The 15,662-nt window shown below is 54.4% G+C and carries 14 protein-coding genes; 7 read left to right on the top strand and 7 right to left on the bottom strand.

Going from position 1 to position 15,662, the window contains the following annotated elements; all coding sequences use genetic code 11:
- Positions 1–11 precede the first annotated feature (11 nt).
- From DQM29_RS18520 to fabY, 4 genes are all read left to right on the top strand, one after another.
- Positions 12–146 carry a hypothetical protein gene (locus DQM29_RS18520; protein WP_269472274.1) on the top strand — a complete coding sequence of 45 codons (135 nt, stop codon included), beginning with the start codon at positions 12–14 and terminating at the stop codon, positions 144–146.
- 34 nt (positions 147–180) lie between these two features.
- Complete coding sequence (locus tag DQM29_RS00225) at positions 181–570, top strand: NTF2 fold immunity protein (RefSeq protein ID WP_170126460.1); 390 nt, start codon at positions 181–183, stop codon at positions 568–570.
- Positions 571–577: 7 nt separating this feature from the next.
- Entirely contained in the window at positions 578–1,021 is a 444-nt protein-coding gene (locus DQM29_RS00230) for a hypothetical protein (protein WP_111738763.1), read from the top strand.
- Between the two features lie 80 nt (positions 1,022–1,101).
- Positions 1,102–2,010 (top strand): fatty acid biosynthesis protein FabY, encoded by a 909-nt coding sequence (gene fabY / locus DQM29_RS00235; protein ID WP_111738764.1) that lies wholly within the window; start codon positions 1,102–1,104, stop codon positions 2,008–2,010.
- A 30-nt stretch (positions 2,011–2,040) separates the two neighbouring features.
- On the opposite strand, the gene DQM29_RS00240 is transcribed toward fabY, so the two are convergent.
- Complete coding sequence (locus tag DQM29_RS00240) at positions 2,041–3,786, bottom strand: AsmA family protein (RefSeq protein WP_111738765.1); 1,746 nt, start codon at positions 3,784–3,786, stop codon at positions 2,041–2,043.
- 148 nt (positions 3,787–3,934) lie between these two features.
- Positions 3,935–5,341 carry a uracil-xanthine permease family protein gene (locus DQM29_RS00245; RefSeq protein WP_111738766.1) on the bottom strand — a complete coding sequence of 469 codons (1,407 nt, stop codon included), beginning with the start codon at positions 5,339–5,341 and terminating at the stop codon, positions 3,935–3,937.
- A gap of 185 nt (positions 5,342–5,526) precedes the next feature.
- Here DQM29_RS00245 and DQM29_RS00250 point away from each other — a divergent pair, with 185 nt between their 5' ends.
- Together DQM29_RS00250 and DQM29_RS00255 are read left to right on the top strand one after the other, a co-directional pair.
- Entirely contained in the window at positions 5,527–6,867 is a 1,341-nt protein-coding gene (locus DQM29_RS00250) for a Fic family protein (RefSeq protein WP_170126461.1), read from the top strand.
- Between the two features lie 42 nt (positions 6,868–6,909).
- A complete protein-coding gene (locus tag DQM29_RS00255; protein ID WP_111738768.1) occupies positions 6,910–7,704 on the top strand; it encodes an aspartate dehydrogenase in 795 nt (264 codons plus the stop codon).
- A 4-nt stretch (positions 7,705–7,708) separates the two neighbouring features.
- Here DQM29_RS00255 and recG read toward each other — a convergent pair whose 3' ends face one another.
- Genes recG through gmk form a run of 5 tightly spaced genes read right to left on the bottom strand, consistent with a single transcriptional unit; the run spans position 7,709 to position 13,590 of the window.
- A complete protein-coding gene (gene recG, locus DQM29_RS00260; RefSeq protein WP_111738769.1) occupies positions 7,709–9,790 on the bottom strand; it encodes an ATP-dependent DNA helicase RecG in 2,082 nt (693 codons plus the stop codon).
- A 3-nt stretch (positions 9,791–9,793) separates the two neighbouring features.
- Positions 9,794–10,501, bottom strand: a complete 708-nt coding sequence (trmH, locus tag DQM29_RS00265; protein ID WP_111738770.1) for a tRNA (guanosine(18)-2'-O)-methyltransferase TrmH — start codon at positions 10,499–10,501, stop codon at positions 9,794–9,796.
- 5 nt (positions 10,502–10,506) lie between these two features.
- Complete coding sequence (gene spoT / locus DQM29_RS00270; protein WP_111738771.1) at positions 10,507–12,618, bottom strand: bifunctional GTP diphosphokinase/guanosine-3',5'-bis pyrophosphate 3'-pyrophosphohydrolase; 2,112 nt, start codon at positions 12,616–12,618, stop codon at positions 10,507–10,509.
- 18 nt (positions 12,619–12,636) lie between these two features.
- A complete protein-coding gene (rpoZ, locus tag DQM29_RS00275) occupies positions 12,637–12,912 on the bottom strand; it encodes a DNA-directed RNA polymerase subunit omega (RefSeq protein ID WP_027273747.1) in 276 nt (91 codons plus the stop codon).
- Between the two features lie 54 nt (positions 12,913–12,966).
- Positions 12,967–13,590, bottom strand: coding sequence for a guanylate kinase (gene gmk / locus DQM29_RS00280; RefSeq protein ID WP_111738772.1), 624 nt, complete (start codon positions 13,588–13,590; stop codon positions 12,967–12,969).
- A 360-nt stretch (positions 13,591–13,950) separates the two neighbouring features.
- On the opposite strand from gmk, the gene ligB reads away from it, so the two are divergent.
- The gene (gene ligB, locus DQM29_RS00285; protein ID WP_232054938.1) at positions 13,951–15,654 is read left to right on the top strand and encodes an NAD-dependent DNA ligase LigB; all 1,704 of its coding nucleotides are present in this window, start codon (positions 13,951–13,953) and stop codon (positions 15,652–15,654) included.
- The last annotated feature ends 8 nt before the right edge of the window (positions 15,655–15,662 follow it).

A 15,662-nucleotide genomic window follows, 5' to 3' on the forward strand; every position in this document is an offset into this window, starting at 1 on the left:
GACGATGAAAGATGTTCAACGGCAAGAAATGGATGATTCTCAGCGCGGTGGCGCTGCTGTTGATTGGATATGTCTACCTGAGCGGCGACACCGAGTACAACAGCGCGATCCGCGCTTTTTTACGCGGGCTGGCGCGGGCGCTGTAGCGTTTAGGGAATGATGTAAGAAAGGATGTCCTCAATGGTGAAGTTCACGTGGTTTCTCTTCGCTCTGCTCTGGCCGCTGTCTCAGTCATGCGCCGATGAAAAGAGCCTGATGGTTGATGCCTTGACCGCCCAAGCCTATGCCTACGAGGGTGAAGGGATCGCTTTTTCAGAGTACAGCAAGCAAAAAGGGCTTGGAAGCGTAGATCTGGTCAACGCCGGAATGGCGGTAGAGCTGGCGGAAATGTACGTAACGCATGTTTATGGCAAAGCGTGCGTAGAGAAAGAGCGTCCCTTTTACGTGACCGATAAAGACCGCTACTGGCGAATTGAGGGCTATCTGCCTTCGGACAAGTCCGGCGGCGTGTTTCTTATTGAAATAGACAAAGAGAACGGTCGAGTGATGACCCTGTCGCACGGGAAGTAGTGGTGCTATGAACGATATTGTATTTAATGAAGCCCTCTACCCGATCGCCTGGCGGCTTAACTCAAAAGATTGCCGCCTGTCAGCTGATGAAAAAGGGTGCATCCTTCTGTTAAGTGCAATGGAGGCCCAGCGGCTTTGGGATGCTACTTTTCCCTTTAGCCACTTGATGGAAATGCCGCGTTCTTTCTGTGACGTATTGGAAAAAAGAGTGTTAGATTTTGATGACGTTGATACGTCGTCTTTATTTTTTATTGAGAAGCTACAGGGTGTAGATTCAATTAACGTGCTTTGGGGACGAAGTGCGGGCGCAACGCTCCCCGTTGACGTTTTTATCGCAGCTTGGGATGACTTTTTTTATCCCAGCGATGAGAACAGCATTATTGCCATCCCAAACAGCGACATAATTATCTTCTCGTATGAAGAGACATTCTTTTACGCGTGTATTCATTAAGCCTCGATCTCCCATTGCCCTTTGTCCTTGAACGCGCTATCAATATAAAAAAACATAGCCATAACAACCCGAGAGCCCTTATGTATCACCTGCGTGTCCCCGTTACTGAACAAGAGCTGAACGACTACTATCAATTCCGCTGGGAAATGCTGCGCAAGCCGCTGAATCAGCCCGTTGGCTCCGAAAAGGACGGCTATGACTTGACGGCCTATCACCAGATGATTGTCGATACACAGGGGCGAGTCGTGGCGGTGGGCAGGCTATACGTTAATGCCGATAACGAAGGCGCCATTCGCTTTCTGGCCGTGGCGGAAGACGTTCGCAACAAGGGGCTGGGGACGCTTCTTGCCATGACGCTGGAGTCCATTGCTCGTCAGGAAGGGGTGAAGCGTATCGTTTGTCGCGCTCGGGAAGAGACCGTGTCCTTCTTTGAAAAACTGGGCTTTGCTAATCAGGGGGAGGTTACCGCGCCGCTGACAACGCCAGTGCGTCACTTTCTGATGCGAAAGCCCGTTGCCTCACTAAACGACATTCTTCATCACCCCGACTGGTGTGCAGAGCTGCAAAACGCTTGGCACAGCTCTATTCCCCTTAGCGACAAGATGGGCGTTCGCATCGTGCAGTATACCGGGCAGCGCTTTATGACCACCATGTCGGAGAGCGTGAATACCAATCTGCACCACACTCAGTTTGCCGGTAGCCTGTTTTCACTGGCGACGCTAACGGGCTGGGGGCTTATCTGGCTGCTGCTTCAGGAGCGGAGGCTGGGCGGCGCGATTGTGCTGGTGGATGCGCACATTCGCTATCAGAAGCCTATCGGCGGTCGTGCGACGGCCTCTGCTGAACTGGGGTCAGTGAAAGGCGATCTGGACCGTTTAGCGAAAGGGCGCAAGGCCAGAGTGCAGCTTGAAGTGAGCGTATCCGGCGATGACGGCGTCGGCTGCGTTTTTGAAGGAACCTATATGGTGCTGCCGGAAGAACGCGCCTAGCGCGTTCTCTGGTCCGCGGTAGGCGTAAGATTAGAACAGAGGCTCCTGAGCAGGCGCTGATTCTACAGGCGCTCCCAGCGGTGCAGCAGGCTCTTGCTCTTGGGTGGCAGGATAGCGCTGGATAAGCTGCTGCCCGTCGCCGCTCGTTACCGTTAGGCTACCCGTCAGGTCGGGTTTTTTATCTGCGCCCTTCAGATTTCCCTTCAGTACCAGTGCAAGATTACCGTCTCCCTGTAGCGGCACTTGTCGCCATCCCCAGTTTTGTAAAACGTCGACAGCGACATTGCGCCCGCTGAGTGTCAGGCTTAGCGGCCTGCTGAGCTCTTGCCCGACTGTCGCCTGCCCTTCCAGTAGCCCAGTAGGTGTGAACGCGCTGGTGTCGCTAAAGATTATTTGATGCTCGTCTGCGTTAATGACAGTTGACGGATGCCTGAGGTCGGTTTTGTTTAGCGTGGCTTCGGCGGCGTTAACCGTCAAATTTCCACTCCATAGTCCAAACTGATGCGCTTTCACCAGATGCAGTTTGGCGCCGCTGCCGTCGACAGAGGTAAATTGGAACGGAAAGCCGGGATTAATATCAATGATAATGCTGCGATTGACGCTGAGCTTGTCGATGCGAAGATCGTTCAGCCAGCTGGGCATCGGCTCGAGAAGCGCGCTTTTCCAGCTTTGGGGCAGTGTATACAGTAGAGACGTTAACGCGACGTCGTCCAGCGTCAGGGCGCTATCCTTGCGCGACCAGGTGCCAGAAGCGCGCACTAGACCATCCTGCCAGCGGCTGCTGAACTGCTTGATTCTTACTGTATCGCCTTCCAGCGCCAGATTGAGAACCGGGCTGAGCAGGTGTTCTTCCCCCAGTACAGCGTCATAGGCGTTAAGCTGGGCGCTGCCTGCTTCCGCCTGCCAGCGTTCGCCCGTGCGCTGCACGTCTTTCAGCGACAGCGAAAAATCGCTCAGAGCCCAGCCATTTCCTTGGATATTGGTGTTAATGAGATCGAGGCGGTTAAGCGTCAGCTCTGCATCGCCGACGCCCTCGTCTATCTGCGCCAGCAGTGCGGGCAGGGTCTGATGGCTTTGATACTTCATATCGCTCAGGCGAAGGGAGTCTATCGTCCAATGGCCGTCTGGTGTGCGCTTGGCGCTACCGGTTAGCAGGCCTCCGGCCAGATCGGCGCCAACGTTGGTCAGTAGCAGACTTTTGTTGCGCACATCGCCCTGTACCAGTACCTGAGTGGCTTCAAGCTCGTTAAGATGAAGCCTAGCGGCGCTGAACTCAAAGTGCGCGTTGTCTGTGGGAATCAGCTCCTGCTTTAGGCTCCAGGGAAGAAAGCCGCCGTTGATACCTTCGCCTTTTAGCGTCATTGACGGGGTTTTGACACTAACGACCACATTGCGCAGCTGAAGGCGCTGGCTTTTAACGTCTGGCGCTGTTGCATCACTGTCGGAAAGCGTCAGCTGCCCGCCCTCGACTTCCAGCGAGGCAAAGCTCAGCGGCGTTTGCCAGAAAGCATCTGTCAGATCGACGGTGATTTTCTGTGCGTTAACCAGCGGTTCATGCTCTTTTTCGCCGAATTCGGCCTGATTGAGCACTAAGCGGAAGGGGGAACTAAGGCTATAGTCCAGATGGCTAAACACTAGCCGATAGGGGGTGTTGCTGCTGACCCACTGGCTTATCCATCCCGCCGCATAGCGGGTTTGCGCGCCAAAATAGAGCGCAATGACGCCTAAAACGATAACAATAAGCAGCGTGTAAAAAGCTTTACGGATAAGTGCCATAGCCGAATGAAAACCGCAGTTTCTGATAACAGACGTATTTTATGCCCCATTTGGCGAGGAATCTCAATGATGGGCGAGGAGTTTTCGTGGGAAAAGGCGTGAAAGTCAGAAGTGCGGACGGCAAAAGCGCCGTCCGTCTGGGTAGAATTTATTTCTCGTGCGGAAACACCAGATTCAGCACGATGGCCGTAATGCCACCCGCTGCGATACCGGAGGAGAGTAGGGTTTTCAGCCACTCGGGAGCAAACTGCAGGATCTGCGGCTGCTGAGATACGCCAAGGCCGACTGCCAGTGACAGCGCCATAATCATGATGGCGCGGCGGTTTAGCTTTTCGCGAGAAACGATGCGAACGCCCGATGCGGCAATGGTGCCGAACATCACGATCGTTGCGCCGCCCAGAACCGGCTCCGGAATGCTCAGTACAAACTGACTGACAAACGGGAACAGGCCGAGCAGTACCAGCATGATGGAAACTACGTAACCCACATAGCGGCTGGCAACGCCAGTCAGCTGAATAACGCCGTTGTTCTGGCCGAAGCAGGAGTTCGGGAAGGTGTTGAAGACCGCAGACAGCATGGAGTTCAGCCCGTTAGCCAGCACGCCGCCCTTCAGGCGCTTCATGTACACTGGGCCCGTTACCGGCTGCTCAGAGACATCAGAGGTTGCCGTAATGTCGCCGATGGTTTCCAGAGAGGTGATCATAAAGACCAGCATCAGCGGGATCAGCAGCGTCCAGTCTATGCCGAGGCCGTAGTAAAGCGGCGTTGGCACCATGATAAGCTCGTTATCCACTTTAGCCGTTTCCGGCAGCATTCCCATCGCCCAGGCCAGCAGGTAGCCAATTACCATCGCGATAACCAGCGAAGAGACGCGCAGATACGGGTTGCTCTGGCGGTTGAGCAGAATAATAGTTGCCAAGACAACCCCGGCCAGCAGCAGGTTGCTGGGGGAACCGAAGGTATTGTTGGTTTCAGACATGGCGCCATAGCCGCCGCCGATGGAGATCAGGCCAACCTGAATCAGCGACAGGCCGATGATCATCACCACAATCCCGGAAACCAGCGGCGTAATAATACGCTGTGCCAGATGCAGGATACGGGAAAGGAAGATCTCCGTGCAGGAGGCCAGCATCAGCGTACCAAACAGCGTCGCCATCATGGTTGGTACGTCTGCTCCGCCGTTCTTTAGCGCCGTACCGCCCATGATAAGCGGTGCGACGAAGTTAAAGCTGGTGCCCTGAATAGACAGCAGACCAGAGCCAACCGGGCCCCAGGTGCGAATTTGCAGTATCGAAGCAAGCCCAGATGCAAACAGCGACATGCTGATAATGTGCTGAGTGTCCTGCGCCGGTAGACCCAGCGCCTGACAGATGAGCATCGCGGGCGTAATCACGGCGACGAACATGGCCAGCAGGTGCTGTAGCGCGGCAAACAGCGTTTGCGCCAGCGGCGGCCGGTCTTCAAGGTGGTAGATGAGTTCACTGCGCGACGGCTTGACTTTAGGCTCTGCGCGGGCAACGGTGTTGGAATCCGGGGTAAGATCGGCGCTGCTCATAAGGGGAAAGAAAACCTCTGAAGTTACAAAGAGCGCATTTTAATCGAATTTAAATTTATAGCAACCGATTGCGTATTCGTTTGCCAGTTTTTTGTCGTATCAAAAAATAGTCATACCTGTACCCAGGTTGATATTGCACTGGGATTGTTTCATTATATCTCAATAATTGGCATTTTTGAGATATGATGATGAAGATAAAGTTACCTCCGGTCTATGATCTATCGATTCTTGCTGAGTCAATGAGCGATGTATCATCGTCTTTTCATCGTCCCGTTGATGATAAAGGACGCTATCTTCACTGGGATGATTTTCGCCGCTATGTGCCAAAAGACGTGGATCCTCACGTTGCTTGGGTATGGACAAAAATGGCCAGAGAAGCTTTGCAAAACGGCCTACCGTTTCATTCTATAAAGAGTGAGCTGGCTTCCATCGCAGTAACGACATTTGTACAGCAAAGCTGCTCTATTGTTGATCGTTTGACGTCTCAAGCGGCGCTAGACGAGTTGGCTGGGGGGGAGAGTGCATCTCTCTATTTGTTTAATGGGCTTATGGAAGAGGAATCCATTTCCTCTAGCCAGTTAGAAGGTGCCGCCACAACAACATCGGTCGCAAAAGAGATGCTCCAAACGGCCAGAAAACCGCGGGATGAAGGCGAGCGTATGATCCTCGGCAACTACCGTATGATGTCGGCGGTATGGGAACACCGGGATGAGTTATTGACCCCCGATTTGATTCGCCAGTTTCACCGCATTGGCGTTGAGGGGATTGACGATGAAAAATATTTTCCCGGTATGTTTAGAGAAAATAATAACGTCTCTGTCGTCGATCCGTTTGGTGAGGTAATTCATCAGCCGCCAAGTTTTGACGTACTGCCTCAAAAAATAGAGGAACTTTGTCAATGGGCAAACGTTCGCCACGAGGAGGACGCATCGCTTAACTATTTGCATCCACTGGTTAAAGCTGGCGTTCTTCATTTCTTGATCGGGTATTACCACCCTTTCAATGATGGCAACGGTCGAACGGCAAGAGCGGTATTTTATTGGTATATGCTGAAATGTGGTTATGCAGCTTTTCGCTATATATCCATCAGTCGTTTATTGAAAAAATCGCCAACGGCCTATGCTAAAGCCTATCTTTTTACTGAAACAGACGGATTCGATTTAACTTACTTTGTTAGCTATCAGTGTGAAATCGTTTCAAGAGCCGTGAAAGACTTTCATGCACATATCGTTGATTCGGTATACCAGCAAAGGACGCTGTTTGAGACGATGTGGAATAGCGGCTTGATGAAAAAGCTCAATCAGCGGCAGCAAATATTGGCGACAATAGCAATAAGAAATCAGGGGAAAGTCTTCTCGGTAAAAGAGGTGATGGAAAATCTGTCTGTCTCGAATAATACTGCGCGTTCCGATCTTCGGCATTTAGCCGCACTAGGTTTGGTTAGGCCTTTAGTTGAAGGGAAAGAAACTTTTTATCAGTCACCCAAAACAATGAAAGACGTAAAAAAGCTCATTGAGCGTCATTAAGCGTAGAGAACCCGCAGCTTGATAAGATAGTCGGAGTAAAAAATGAAAAAAATAATGCTCATTGGTTTTGGCGGCATGGCGCATGAGGTGATGGCCCGTTTGCCGCAGGGGGTGTCCATTGGCTGGATTGTCGCCCGGGAAGGCCACCACGCGGCGATTGCCGACATAAACGGCGGTGCCGTAAAGGCGCTTTTACATCCTTCTGAGTGCAGTGAACGCCCGGATTTGGTGCTGGAGTGCGCCAGCCAGCAGGCGGTGAGGGAATATGCAGAAACCGTTCTGAACCGGGGCTGGGATCTGGCAATCGCTTCCACTGGTGCGCTGGCGGATGCGCAGCTGCTTGAAACGCTGCGCAGCGCTGCTCGCGCCCATCGCGCAACCTTAACGATTTTATCCGGCGCGGTAGCGGGCATGGACGGGCTGGCGGCGGCGCGGGAAGGTGGGCTAGAAAGCGTTACCTACGTGTCCAATAAGAGCCCCGCCAGCTGGTGCGGAAGTCCGGCAGAAAAGATGGTCGATTTAGACAATGTCACTGAAGCAACAGTGTTTTTTGAAGGCTCGGCGCGCGAGGCTGCGAGGACGTTTCCTGCCAATGCGAATGTGGCCGCGACGATTGCTTTAATGGGGATTGGCATGGACAACACTCGAGTGCAGCTGCGGGTCGATCCCCATACTACGCGCAATACTCACCGCATTCAGGCCGTAGGAGCGTTTGGTGAGTTTCATATTGAGCTTAACGGCAATACGCTTGCTAGCAATCCGAAGACGTCCATGCTGGCAGCGCTTAGCGCGGTAGAAGCCTGTCGCAGGCTGGTGGACGACGGACTTTCGGCATAATGTATTAAGCGTGGGTGTACTTTATGCTTTCCGGCAGCCAGCGCTCGATAAGGGCGCGAGCGCTGTCAGGATAGTTTTGATGGATGTGGCGGGCGATGCGCTGAACTTCAGGGATCATGGACTGATCGCGCAGCAGGTCGGCAACCTTAAACTCGGTAATACCGGTTTGGCGTGTACCCAGCAGCTCACCGGGGCCGCGAATTTCCAGATCCTTTTGAGCAATAACAAAGCCGTCGTTGCTGTCGCGCAGCACCTGTAGGCGCTTTTGCGCCGTTTTGCTCAGGGGCGTTTTGTACAGCAGCACGCAGTGTGAAGCCACCGCGCCGCGCCCTACGCGACCGCGAAGCTGGTGGAGCTGTGCCAGTCCAAGTCGCTCAGGGTTTTCAATAATCATCAGGCTGGCGTTCGGCACGTCTACGCCCACTTCAATAACAGTCGTCGCGACCAGCAGTTGAAGGTCACCCTGCTTAAACGCCTGCATGACCGCCTGCTTTTCCTGCGCTTTCATGCGCCCGTGCACCAAACCGATGTTTAAGTCCGGCAGCGCGATCTTGAGCTCTTCTGTAGTTGCCTCTGCGGCCTGAGCTTCCAGTACATCAGACTCTTCGATCAGCGTACAAACCCAGTAGGCCTGACGCCCTTCCTGCCGACAGGCGCCCTGTACTCGAGCTATAACGTCGGCGCGACGCGAGTCGGGAATGGCGACGGTGGTAACCGGTGTGCGCCCCGGAGGAAGCTCATCGATAACGGAAGTGTCCATATCCGCGTAGGCGGTCATTGCCAGCGTGCGGGGAATGGGAGTTGCGGTCATGACCAACTGATGGGGGTGAAAGCCCTGTTCTTCACCCTTTTCCCACAGCGCCAGCCGCTGGTGGACACCGAAGCGGTGCTGTTCGTCGATAATTACCAGCGCCAGTGATGCGAACTTCACCTGTTCCTGAAAGATAGCGTGGGTGCCAATGACCATCGCTACGTCGCCTGAAGCGACAGCAGCCATTTGCTCTTGGCGAGCTTTGCCCTTCTGCTTACCGGCCAGCCAGCCGACTTGAATACCCAGCGGTTCTAGCCACTGCCGGAAGTTGTTGGCGTGCTGCTCTGCCAGAAGCTCGGTTGGCGCCATAAGGGCGACCTGCCTGCCGTTTTCAATCGCCGTTAGGGCTGCCATCGCTGCAACCAGCGTTTTTCCTGAACCGACGTCCCCCTGCACCAGTCGCATCATGGGCATCGGCTTTTCAAGATCCTGTTCGATTTCAGCCACAACTCTAGCCTGTGCCCCTGTTGGGCTAAAGGGCAGGGAAGAAAGCAGGCGGCTTTTTAACGCACCATTCCCTATCAAAGGCTGGGCGCGGTAGCGCTGAGCTCCCGCTCGAGCGGACAGCATGCTGAGATTGTGCGCCAGCAGCTCTTCCATAATCAGCCGCTGCTGCGCCGGGTGTTTACCCTCTTCCAGCGTGGCGAGCTGAATGTCCGGCGGCGGGCGGTGGAGCGTTTTCAGCGCCTGCGGCAGGCTGATAAGATTGCCCAAAAGCCCTGTAGGCAGCAGCTCAACGACGGCGCAGGTGTCCAGCAGTTTAAGAGCCTGATCGGTCAGCTTGCGCAGCGTTGCCTGACGGACGCCTTCAGTGGTGGAATACACCGGCGTCAGGTTTTCTTCCAGAGCGGTAGTATCGTGTTCCCCTTGAATGCGGTATTCCGGATGAAGGATCTCCGCGCCGTGCGCTCCCCGCTTTACTTCGCCGTAGGCCTTTACTCGTCGACCTGCCGACAGGCCGTTTTTCATGGCGGCGTTAAAGTTGAAAAATCGCATAGTCAGTACGCCAGTACCGTCAGTAATCTGGCAGGTCATCATGCGGCGGCGACCAAAAACGATATCGCTGCGAACGACTTCGCCTTCAACGGTCGCGTGGATGCCCGGCAGCAGCTCGCCAATAGGATAAAGGCGGGTGCGGTCTTCATAGCGTAGGGGGAGGTGAAACAGCAGATCCTGAACGGTGTGCAGGCCGATTTTAGCCAGCTTGGCGGACTGGCTAGCGCCAACCCCGGAGAGGGCACTGAGCGGAACGGCGTCCAGCAGGCGGCCCTTCATCACCTAGCCCTTTCTGCTCTTGGGCTTAAGCGCCTGCATAGCGGCCCACCAGGCGTCGTCAGCGACGATTTCGCCGTTTTCATCGATGTGTGGCCGAGGCAGACCTTTACGCTTGGCAACGTTGGCCAGCACCGGATAGCCGCCCTCAAACAGAAAGCGCCGCTGTTCTTCGGCACTCAAGGTGCTGCCTTCCCGCTGATACATGCCGGCGTTTTGCCGCTGGCGCTGAGCTTCATACAGAATAAGTGCTGAAGCGACCGAGACGTTGAGAGACTGCACCATACCGATCATCGGAATTATGATGTCCCGATCTGCCAGCGCCAGCGCTTCTTTAGTGATGCCGCTTTTTTCCTGACCCAGCAGGATACAGGTTGGGCGGGTATAGTCGATATCGCGAAAGTCGACAGCGCTGTCAGACAGGTTCGTCGCCAAGATCTGCATTCCCTGCTGCTTGAGATGGCTGACCGCATTTTGGATATCAGGGTGAGTCTTGACCTTTACCCAACTGTTGCTGCCCGCTGCGCTGGCAACCTGCGTGCGCATGCGCTCATGAGGCCAAACGGCGTGCACTTCATGAACGCCTACGGCGTCAGCAGTGCGGATAATGGCTGACACGTTGTGGGGCTTGTGAACCTGCTCAAGGCAGACCGTAAGGTCGGTCTGCCGAGTGGTCAGCATGTGGCGGATCCGCGCATAGCGTTCAGGAGACATAGCGCCTAGTTTCTGTTACGGGTGACTTTAATGACGTCCGGCATGATGCGAATTTTGCGCATAATATTTGCCAGATGCACGCGGTTGTAGGTGGTCAGCCGAATGTAGGCGATATAGACACGGCCGTCTTTCTCTTCAGTGTTCAGGCTTTGAATGTTGGACTTGGCCGAGTTGATTTCTGCCGTCAGGTTAGCCAGCACGCCCTGGTGGTTAAACATTTCCACTTTGATTTCGGCGATAAATTCCTGATCGGTATCTTCCGCCCACTCAACGGCCATGAACTTTTCTGGCTCTTTTTGGTAGCCGCGAATATTTCGGCAGGATTCGTGGTGAATTACCAGCCCTTTACCCGGACTAACGTGGGCAATGATTGGGTCTCCGGGGATAGGGCGACAGCACTTGGCAAAGGTCAAAAGCACGCCGTCGGCACCGCGGATTGCCAGCTTGCGACCGCTCACTGAAGGTTCTTCATCCGGAGCACTTTCGTCGTTAAGCAGGTTTTTGGCAATCATGATACTCATGACGTTGCCCAGCCCTATCTCTGCCAGCAGGTCGTCGAGCGATGCCAACTTCAGACGCTTGAGTTCGCGATTGAGATTTTTTGCGTCAATATCCGTGACTTTACGACCCTGCCCCAGCGCGTGGTTCAGCAGCCTGCGCCCTAAGCCGACGGCATCGTCACGCTTAAGGTTTTTCAGCATCTGGCGGATCTTTGTCCGCGCTTTGGAGGTGACAACAAAGTTAAGCCAGGCTGCGTTAGGCCGTGCGCCCGGTGCGGTGATGATTTCTACCGTCTGCCCGTTGTGCAGCTCTTGAGACAGCGGATACGGCTGCCTGTCGACGCGAGCGCCAACGCAGGCGTGACCGATATCAGTGTGGACGGCGTAGGCGAAGTCTACTGGCGTTGAGCCTGCTTGGAGCTCTACGATGCGCCCTTTGGGTGTAAAGACGTAAATTTCGTCCGGCAGCAGCTCGGACTTCACGCTTTCGATAAATTCAAACGAGCTGCCTGCGCTTTGCTGGAGCTCTAGCAGGCTCTGCATCCAGCGCTGGGCACGGATCTGCGCTGCGGTGCCTGATTCACCGGCCTGTTTGTAGGCCCAGTGAGCGGCAACGCCCATTTCGGCCATCTGATCCATATCTTCGGTACGGATCTGTACTTCGACCGGAACGCCGTGAGGGCCAATTAGCGAGGTGTGCAGCGACTGATAGCCGTTAGCCTTGGGAATTGCAATATAGTCTTTCACTCGCCCTGGACGAGGCTTATACAGGCTGTGAGCCTGACCCAGCACGCGATAGCAGGTATCTACGTCGCTGACGATAATGCGAAAGGCGTAGATATCCATAATGGAGTGAAAGCGCTGCTCTTTCAGGTGCATCTTGCGATAGATGGAATAAAGATGCTTTTCCCGACCGTTGACGCGGCAGGGGATTCCCGCTTCTTTGATGCGCCCATCGATTTCAGACAGGATGCGCTGGATCATCTCTTTACGGTTGCCGCGCGCCGCTTTAACCACTTCTTTGATGACGCGGTAGCGGTTGGGATAGAGCGCTTCAAAACCGAGCTCTTCCAGCTCGATTTTTAAATGATGAATGCCAAGGCGGTGCGCTAGAGGGCTATAGATTTCCAGCGTCTCACGGGCGATGCGGCGGCGCTTGTCGGGGCGTAAAGACCCCAGAGTGCGCATATTGTGGGTGCGGTCGGCAAGCTTGATGAGAATGACGCGGATATCTTGCACCATCGCCATGATCATCTTGCGGAAGTTTTCCGCCTGCGCCTCTTTCTTGTCGCGAAACTTCAGCTTGTCCAGCTTCGAGACACCTTCCACCAGTTCCGCCACGCTTTTACCAAACAGGCGTTCAATATCCTGATAGGTGGTGGGCGTATCTTCGATGACGTCGTGAAGCAGCGCGGCGATAAGCGTTTCATAGTCCAGCCGCATGCCCGCCAAAATGCAGGCGACGGCAACCGGGTGGGTAATGTAAGGCTCACCGCTGGAGCGCGTTTGCCCTTCGTGGGCATCGCGCGCAACGCAGAATGCCTGTTTCAGGCACTCAATCTGTTCTTCCGGCAGGTACTGTTTTGCCAGTGTGTTAAGGCTTTCAAACAGATACAAGGGCAATCCCGCCAGTAATTAACGACGACCTTCAGCAATCGCGGCGACGGCTTGCATTTCAGCGGCATCCTGCTCTTGCTGTTCTTGGCGGGCCTGAGAATCCAGGATTTGGCTGTTGATCAGGCCTTCTTCGATCTCGCGCAGGGCGATAACGGTGTACTTGTCGTTTTCTTCCGGCACTAAGGGATCTTTACCCTGGGTTTGAATTTGACGAGCGCGGCGAGCGGCGACCAGAACGAGGTCGAAGCGGTTGCCAATTTTTTCTACAGCGTCTTGAACGGTTACGCGTGCCATAAATGTGTCACTCCACAGATGAAAAACGGACTGGGCATCATACTGAAACCGGGCTCAGTCTGCCAATAATTTACTAATTAACGCTTCATTTCGCAGTTTTTGGCGATCTAAACGCAGTCGTTCGCTGCGAACGATAGCTTTGAGATCGTAAAGTGCGAGATCGAAATCGTCGTTGATGAGCAGATAGTCATACTCATCGTAATGGGACATTTCCCTTACTGCCTTGTCCATGCGGCCAGCGATCACTTCATCGCTGTCCTGACCGCGCCCCTGCAGGCGTCGAACCAGCTCGTCCTTAGACGGTGGAAGAATAAACACGCTGCGGCTTTGCGGCATTTTTTCCCGAACCTGCCGGGCTCCCTGCCAGTCAATGTCTAAGAAGACGTCGATACCCTGCGAGAGCACGCGCTCAATCTTGGCTTTTGACGTGCCGTAATAGTTGCCGAACACTTCGGCATATTCCAAAAAGGCATCTTCTGCGATCAGCCGCTTAAATTCGTCAACGCCAACATAATAGTAGTGTTCACCTTCTACTTCTCCCGGCCGCTTTTCACGGGTAGTGTGAGAAATAGAAACCTGCATATCGTACGTTGGCTGAGTTTTTAACAGAGCCTGAATCAGGCTCGACTTCCCTGCACCGCTGGGCGCGGAAATAATATAAAGCGTACCTTTCACCATCATAGTGCTCGTTTACTGCCGTCGTTTGGGCTGAACTATACTATTTAGCCCTAGCGAACGCGTATTGGCGGCTTGGGACATGCTAAATAGAGAGAGATAGATTTCCTTATTTAGTATACACCGACGCCACTAGGCGTAAAACCTTGTCACACCATAACCTTCCCATTTTTATTTTGCGGCGGTGAAAAGTTTTTATTTCGAACCACTTCACAAAATAAGTCGTCGTTGCGTGAAACGTCGTTTTTCTTTCCGGGATATCTTCCTCTATTGCCTTTTCTCACTGGCTTGTTGGTCACTGCCGGGCTGAAATAGCGCCAGTGAATCAGAGAGGTATGCAGAGGAGCATGCACTGTGGTGTGGATGATTAAGCTGGCGTTAGCTTGGCTATTGGTTTCTGTATGCAGCGATGTGAGCTTTGCAAAGGGGCGATTCGATTGCCCGTCGTGGAGCGCTGAGAGGGCAAAAACAGAGTTGAACCTGCTGACCCGCGCGTTGAACGATTGGGACGACGCCTACCGCCTGCGCGGCGAGTCTCAGGTTGAAGATGAGATTTACGATGGGTTGGCAGCGCAGCAGGCGCTTTGGCGAGGCTGTTTTCCCTCTATTGCTATCAACGAGAGTGTGGCTGATTTGGCGGCAGAGCCTCCCTATTCGGTTGTTCATCCGGCCGCTCATACCGGGTTGGTAAAACTGGCAGACGAAAGCGCCGTGCAGGCATGGATGTCTTTGCGTCAGGGGCTTTGGGTTCAGCCGAAGGTGGACGGCGTGGCGGTGACGTTGGTTTATCAAAACGGAAGGCTGGTTTCCGCCATAAGCCGCGGTAGCGGTGAGCGCGGTGAAAACTGGACGACGAGAGCACAGGCGCTGCCCGGTATTCCTCAACGCCTTAATACAGATTTACCTCAGGTTATTGTACAGGGTGAACTGTTTTGGCGGCTGGATGAACACGTTCAGCAGCGCGACGGCGGGCAGAACGCCAGAGCCAAGGTTGCTGGCGCGATGATGAGCAAAGCGCTTTCTCCACAGTCGGTGGAGCGTGTTGCCTTTTGGGCGTGGGAATGGCCCGACGGGCCAGAAACGATGAGTGAAAGGCTTTCAGGGCTGAAGGAGATGGGCTTTTCCTTTGGCATCACGCAGACGCATGAGGTTGCTTCACTGAATGACGTTACTCGCTGGCGAGGGCTATGGTTTGAACAGCCGATGCCCTTTGCCAGTGACGGTGTAGTAATTAGGCAAGGGAGACGACCTCCGGGTGAAAACTGGTCTGCTCGACCCCCTATTTGGGCCGCGGCGTGGAAGTACCCGCCACCGCAGCAGACAGCAGAAGTCACATCGGTGGCTTTTAGCGTGGGGCGAACCGGGCGCATTTCTGCCGTAGCCCACTTGCGGCCAGTGACGCTAGGGGATAAACGCGTAAGGCGAGTGTCGCTCGGTGGGCTGTCCCGCTGGCGTAAGCTTGACGTTAGACCGGGCGACACGGTGGCGCTGACTCTGGCCGGGCAGGGGATCCCTCGCATTAGCCGGGTGGTATGGCGAGTTGCCGAGCGAGAGGCGATAGTGGTACCCGATGAGTCCCACTATCATGCGCTCAGCTGCTGGCGTCCCGATGAAGAGGGCTGCTTGACCCAGTATCTTTCCCGTTTGGTTTGGCTGAGCGGGAAAGAGGGGCTGAACTTAAGCGGCTTAAGCGAAAAAACTTGGCGTAGCTTGATTGAGGGTGGGCAGGTGCCAAATTTGGCATCTTGGCTGGCTCTATCACGTGAAAGTATTGCTGGTCTGCGCGGATACGGGCCGCGCAGCGCTGAAAAACTGTATGGACAGATTAAAGCAGCAAAAGGGCGTGATGCGGCGCAGTGGTTACGAGGTTTGGGTATGACCTTCGTCCCCATTTCCCACATTCGCCAAGCCGGTTGGGAAAGGCTGGCGGCTAGGGACGAGAAGGCCTGGCGTCGGGACGCCGGGCTTAGCGAGAGCGGGGCGCGCAGAGCTCTCGCGTTTACTCAGCACCCTGAGCTTCATGCCGCTGTTGAACGGCTGAAGGCCGAAGGCGTTCAGGGGTTTTGATAGCCTCT

The organism is Leminorella richardii (genome assembly GCF_900478135.1).
Taxonomy (GTDB): Bacteria; Pseudomonadota; Gammaproteobacteria; order Enterobacterales; family Enterobacteriaceae; genus Leminorella; species Leminorella richardii.

What these genes read in the sequence shown, in the direction of transcription:
- DQM29_RS18520 (WP_269472274.1), top strand. Translation starts at nt 12, where the DNA reads ATGTTCAACGGCAAGAAATGGATGATTCTCAGCGCGGTGGCGCTGCTG.
- DQM29_RS00225 (WP_170126460.1), top strand. Translation starts at nt 181, where the DNA reads ATGGTGAAGTTCACGTGGTTTCTCTTCGCTCTGCTCTGGCCGCTGTCT.
- DQM29_RS00230 (WP_111738763.1), top strand. Translation starts at nt 578, where the DNA reads ATGAACGATATTGTATTTAATGAAGCCCTCTACCCGATCGCCTGGCGG.
- fabY (WP_111738764.1), top strand. Translation starts at nt 1,102, where the DNA reads ATGTATCACCTGCGTGTCCCCGTTACTGAACAAGAGCTGAACGACTAC.
- DQM29_RS00240 (WP_111738765.1), bottom strand. Translation starts at nt 3,786, where the DNA reads ATGGCACTTATCCGTAAAGCTTTTTACACGCTGCTTATTGTTATCGTT.
- DQM29_RS00245 (WP_111738766.1), bottom strand. Translation starts at nt 5,341, where the DNA reads ATGAGCAGCGCCGATCTTACCCCGGATTCCAACACCGTTGCCCGCGCA.
- DQM29_RS00250 (WP_170126461.1), top strand. Translation starts at nt 5,527, where the DNA reads ATGATGAAGATAAAGTTACCTCCGGTCTATGATCTATCGATTCTTGCT.
- DQM29_RS00255 (WP_111738768.1), top strand. Translation starts at nt 6,910, where the DNA reads ATGAAAAAAATAATGCTCATTGGTTTTGGCGGCATGGCGCATGAGGTG.
- recG (WP_111738769.1), bottom strand. Translation starts at nt 9,790, where the DNA reads ATGAAGGGCCGCCTGCTGGACGCCGTTCCGCTCAGTGCCCTCTCCGGG.
- trmH (WP_111738770.1), bottom strand. Translation starts at nt 10,501, where the DNA reads ATGTCTCCTGAACGCTATGCGCGGATCCGCCACATGCTGACCACTCGG.
- rpoZ (WP_027273747.1), bottom strand. Translation starts at nt 12,912, where the DNA reads ATGGCACGCGTAACCGTTCAAGACGCTGTAGAAAAAATTGGCAACCGC.
- gmk (WP_111738772.1), bottom strand. Translation starts at nt 13,590, where the DNA reads ATGGTGAAAGGTACGCTTTATATTATTTCCGCGCCCAGCGGTGCAGGG.
- ligB (WP_232054938.1), top strand. Translation starts at nt 13,951, where the DNA reads ATGATTAAGCTGGCGTTAGCTTGGCTATTGGTTTCTGTATGCAGCGAT.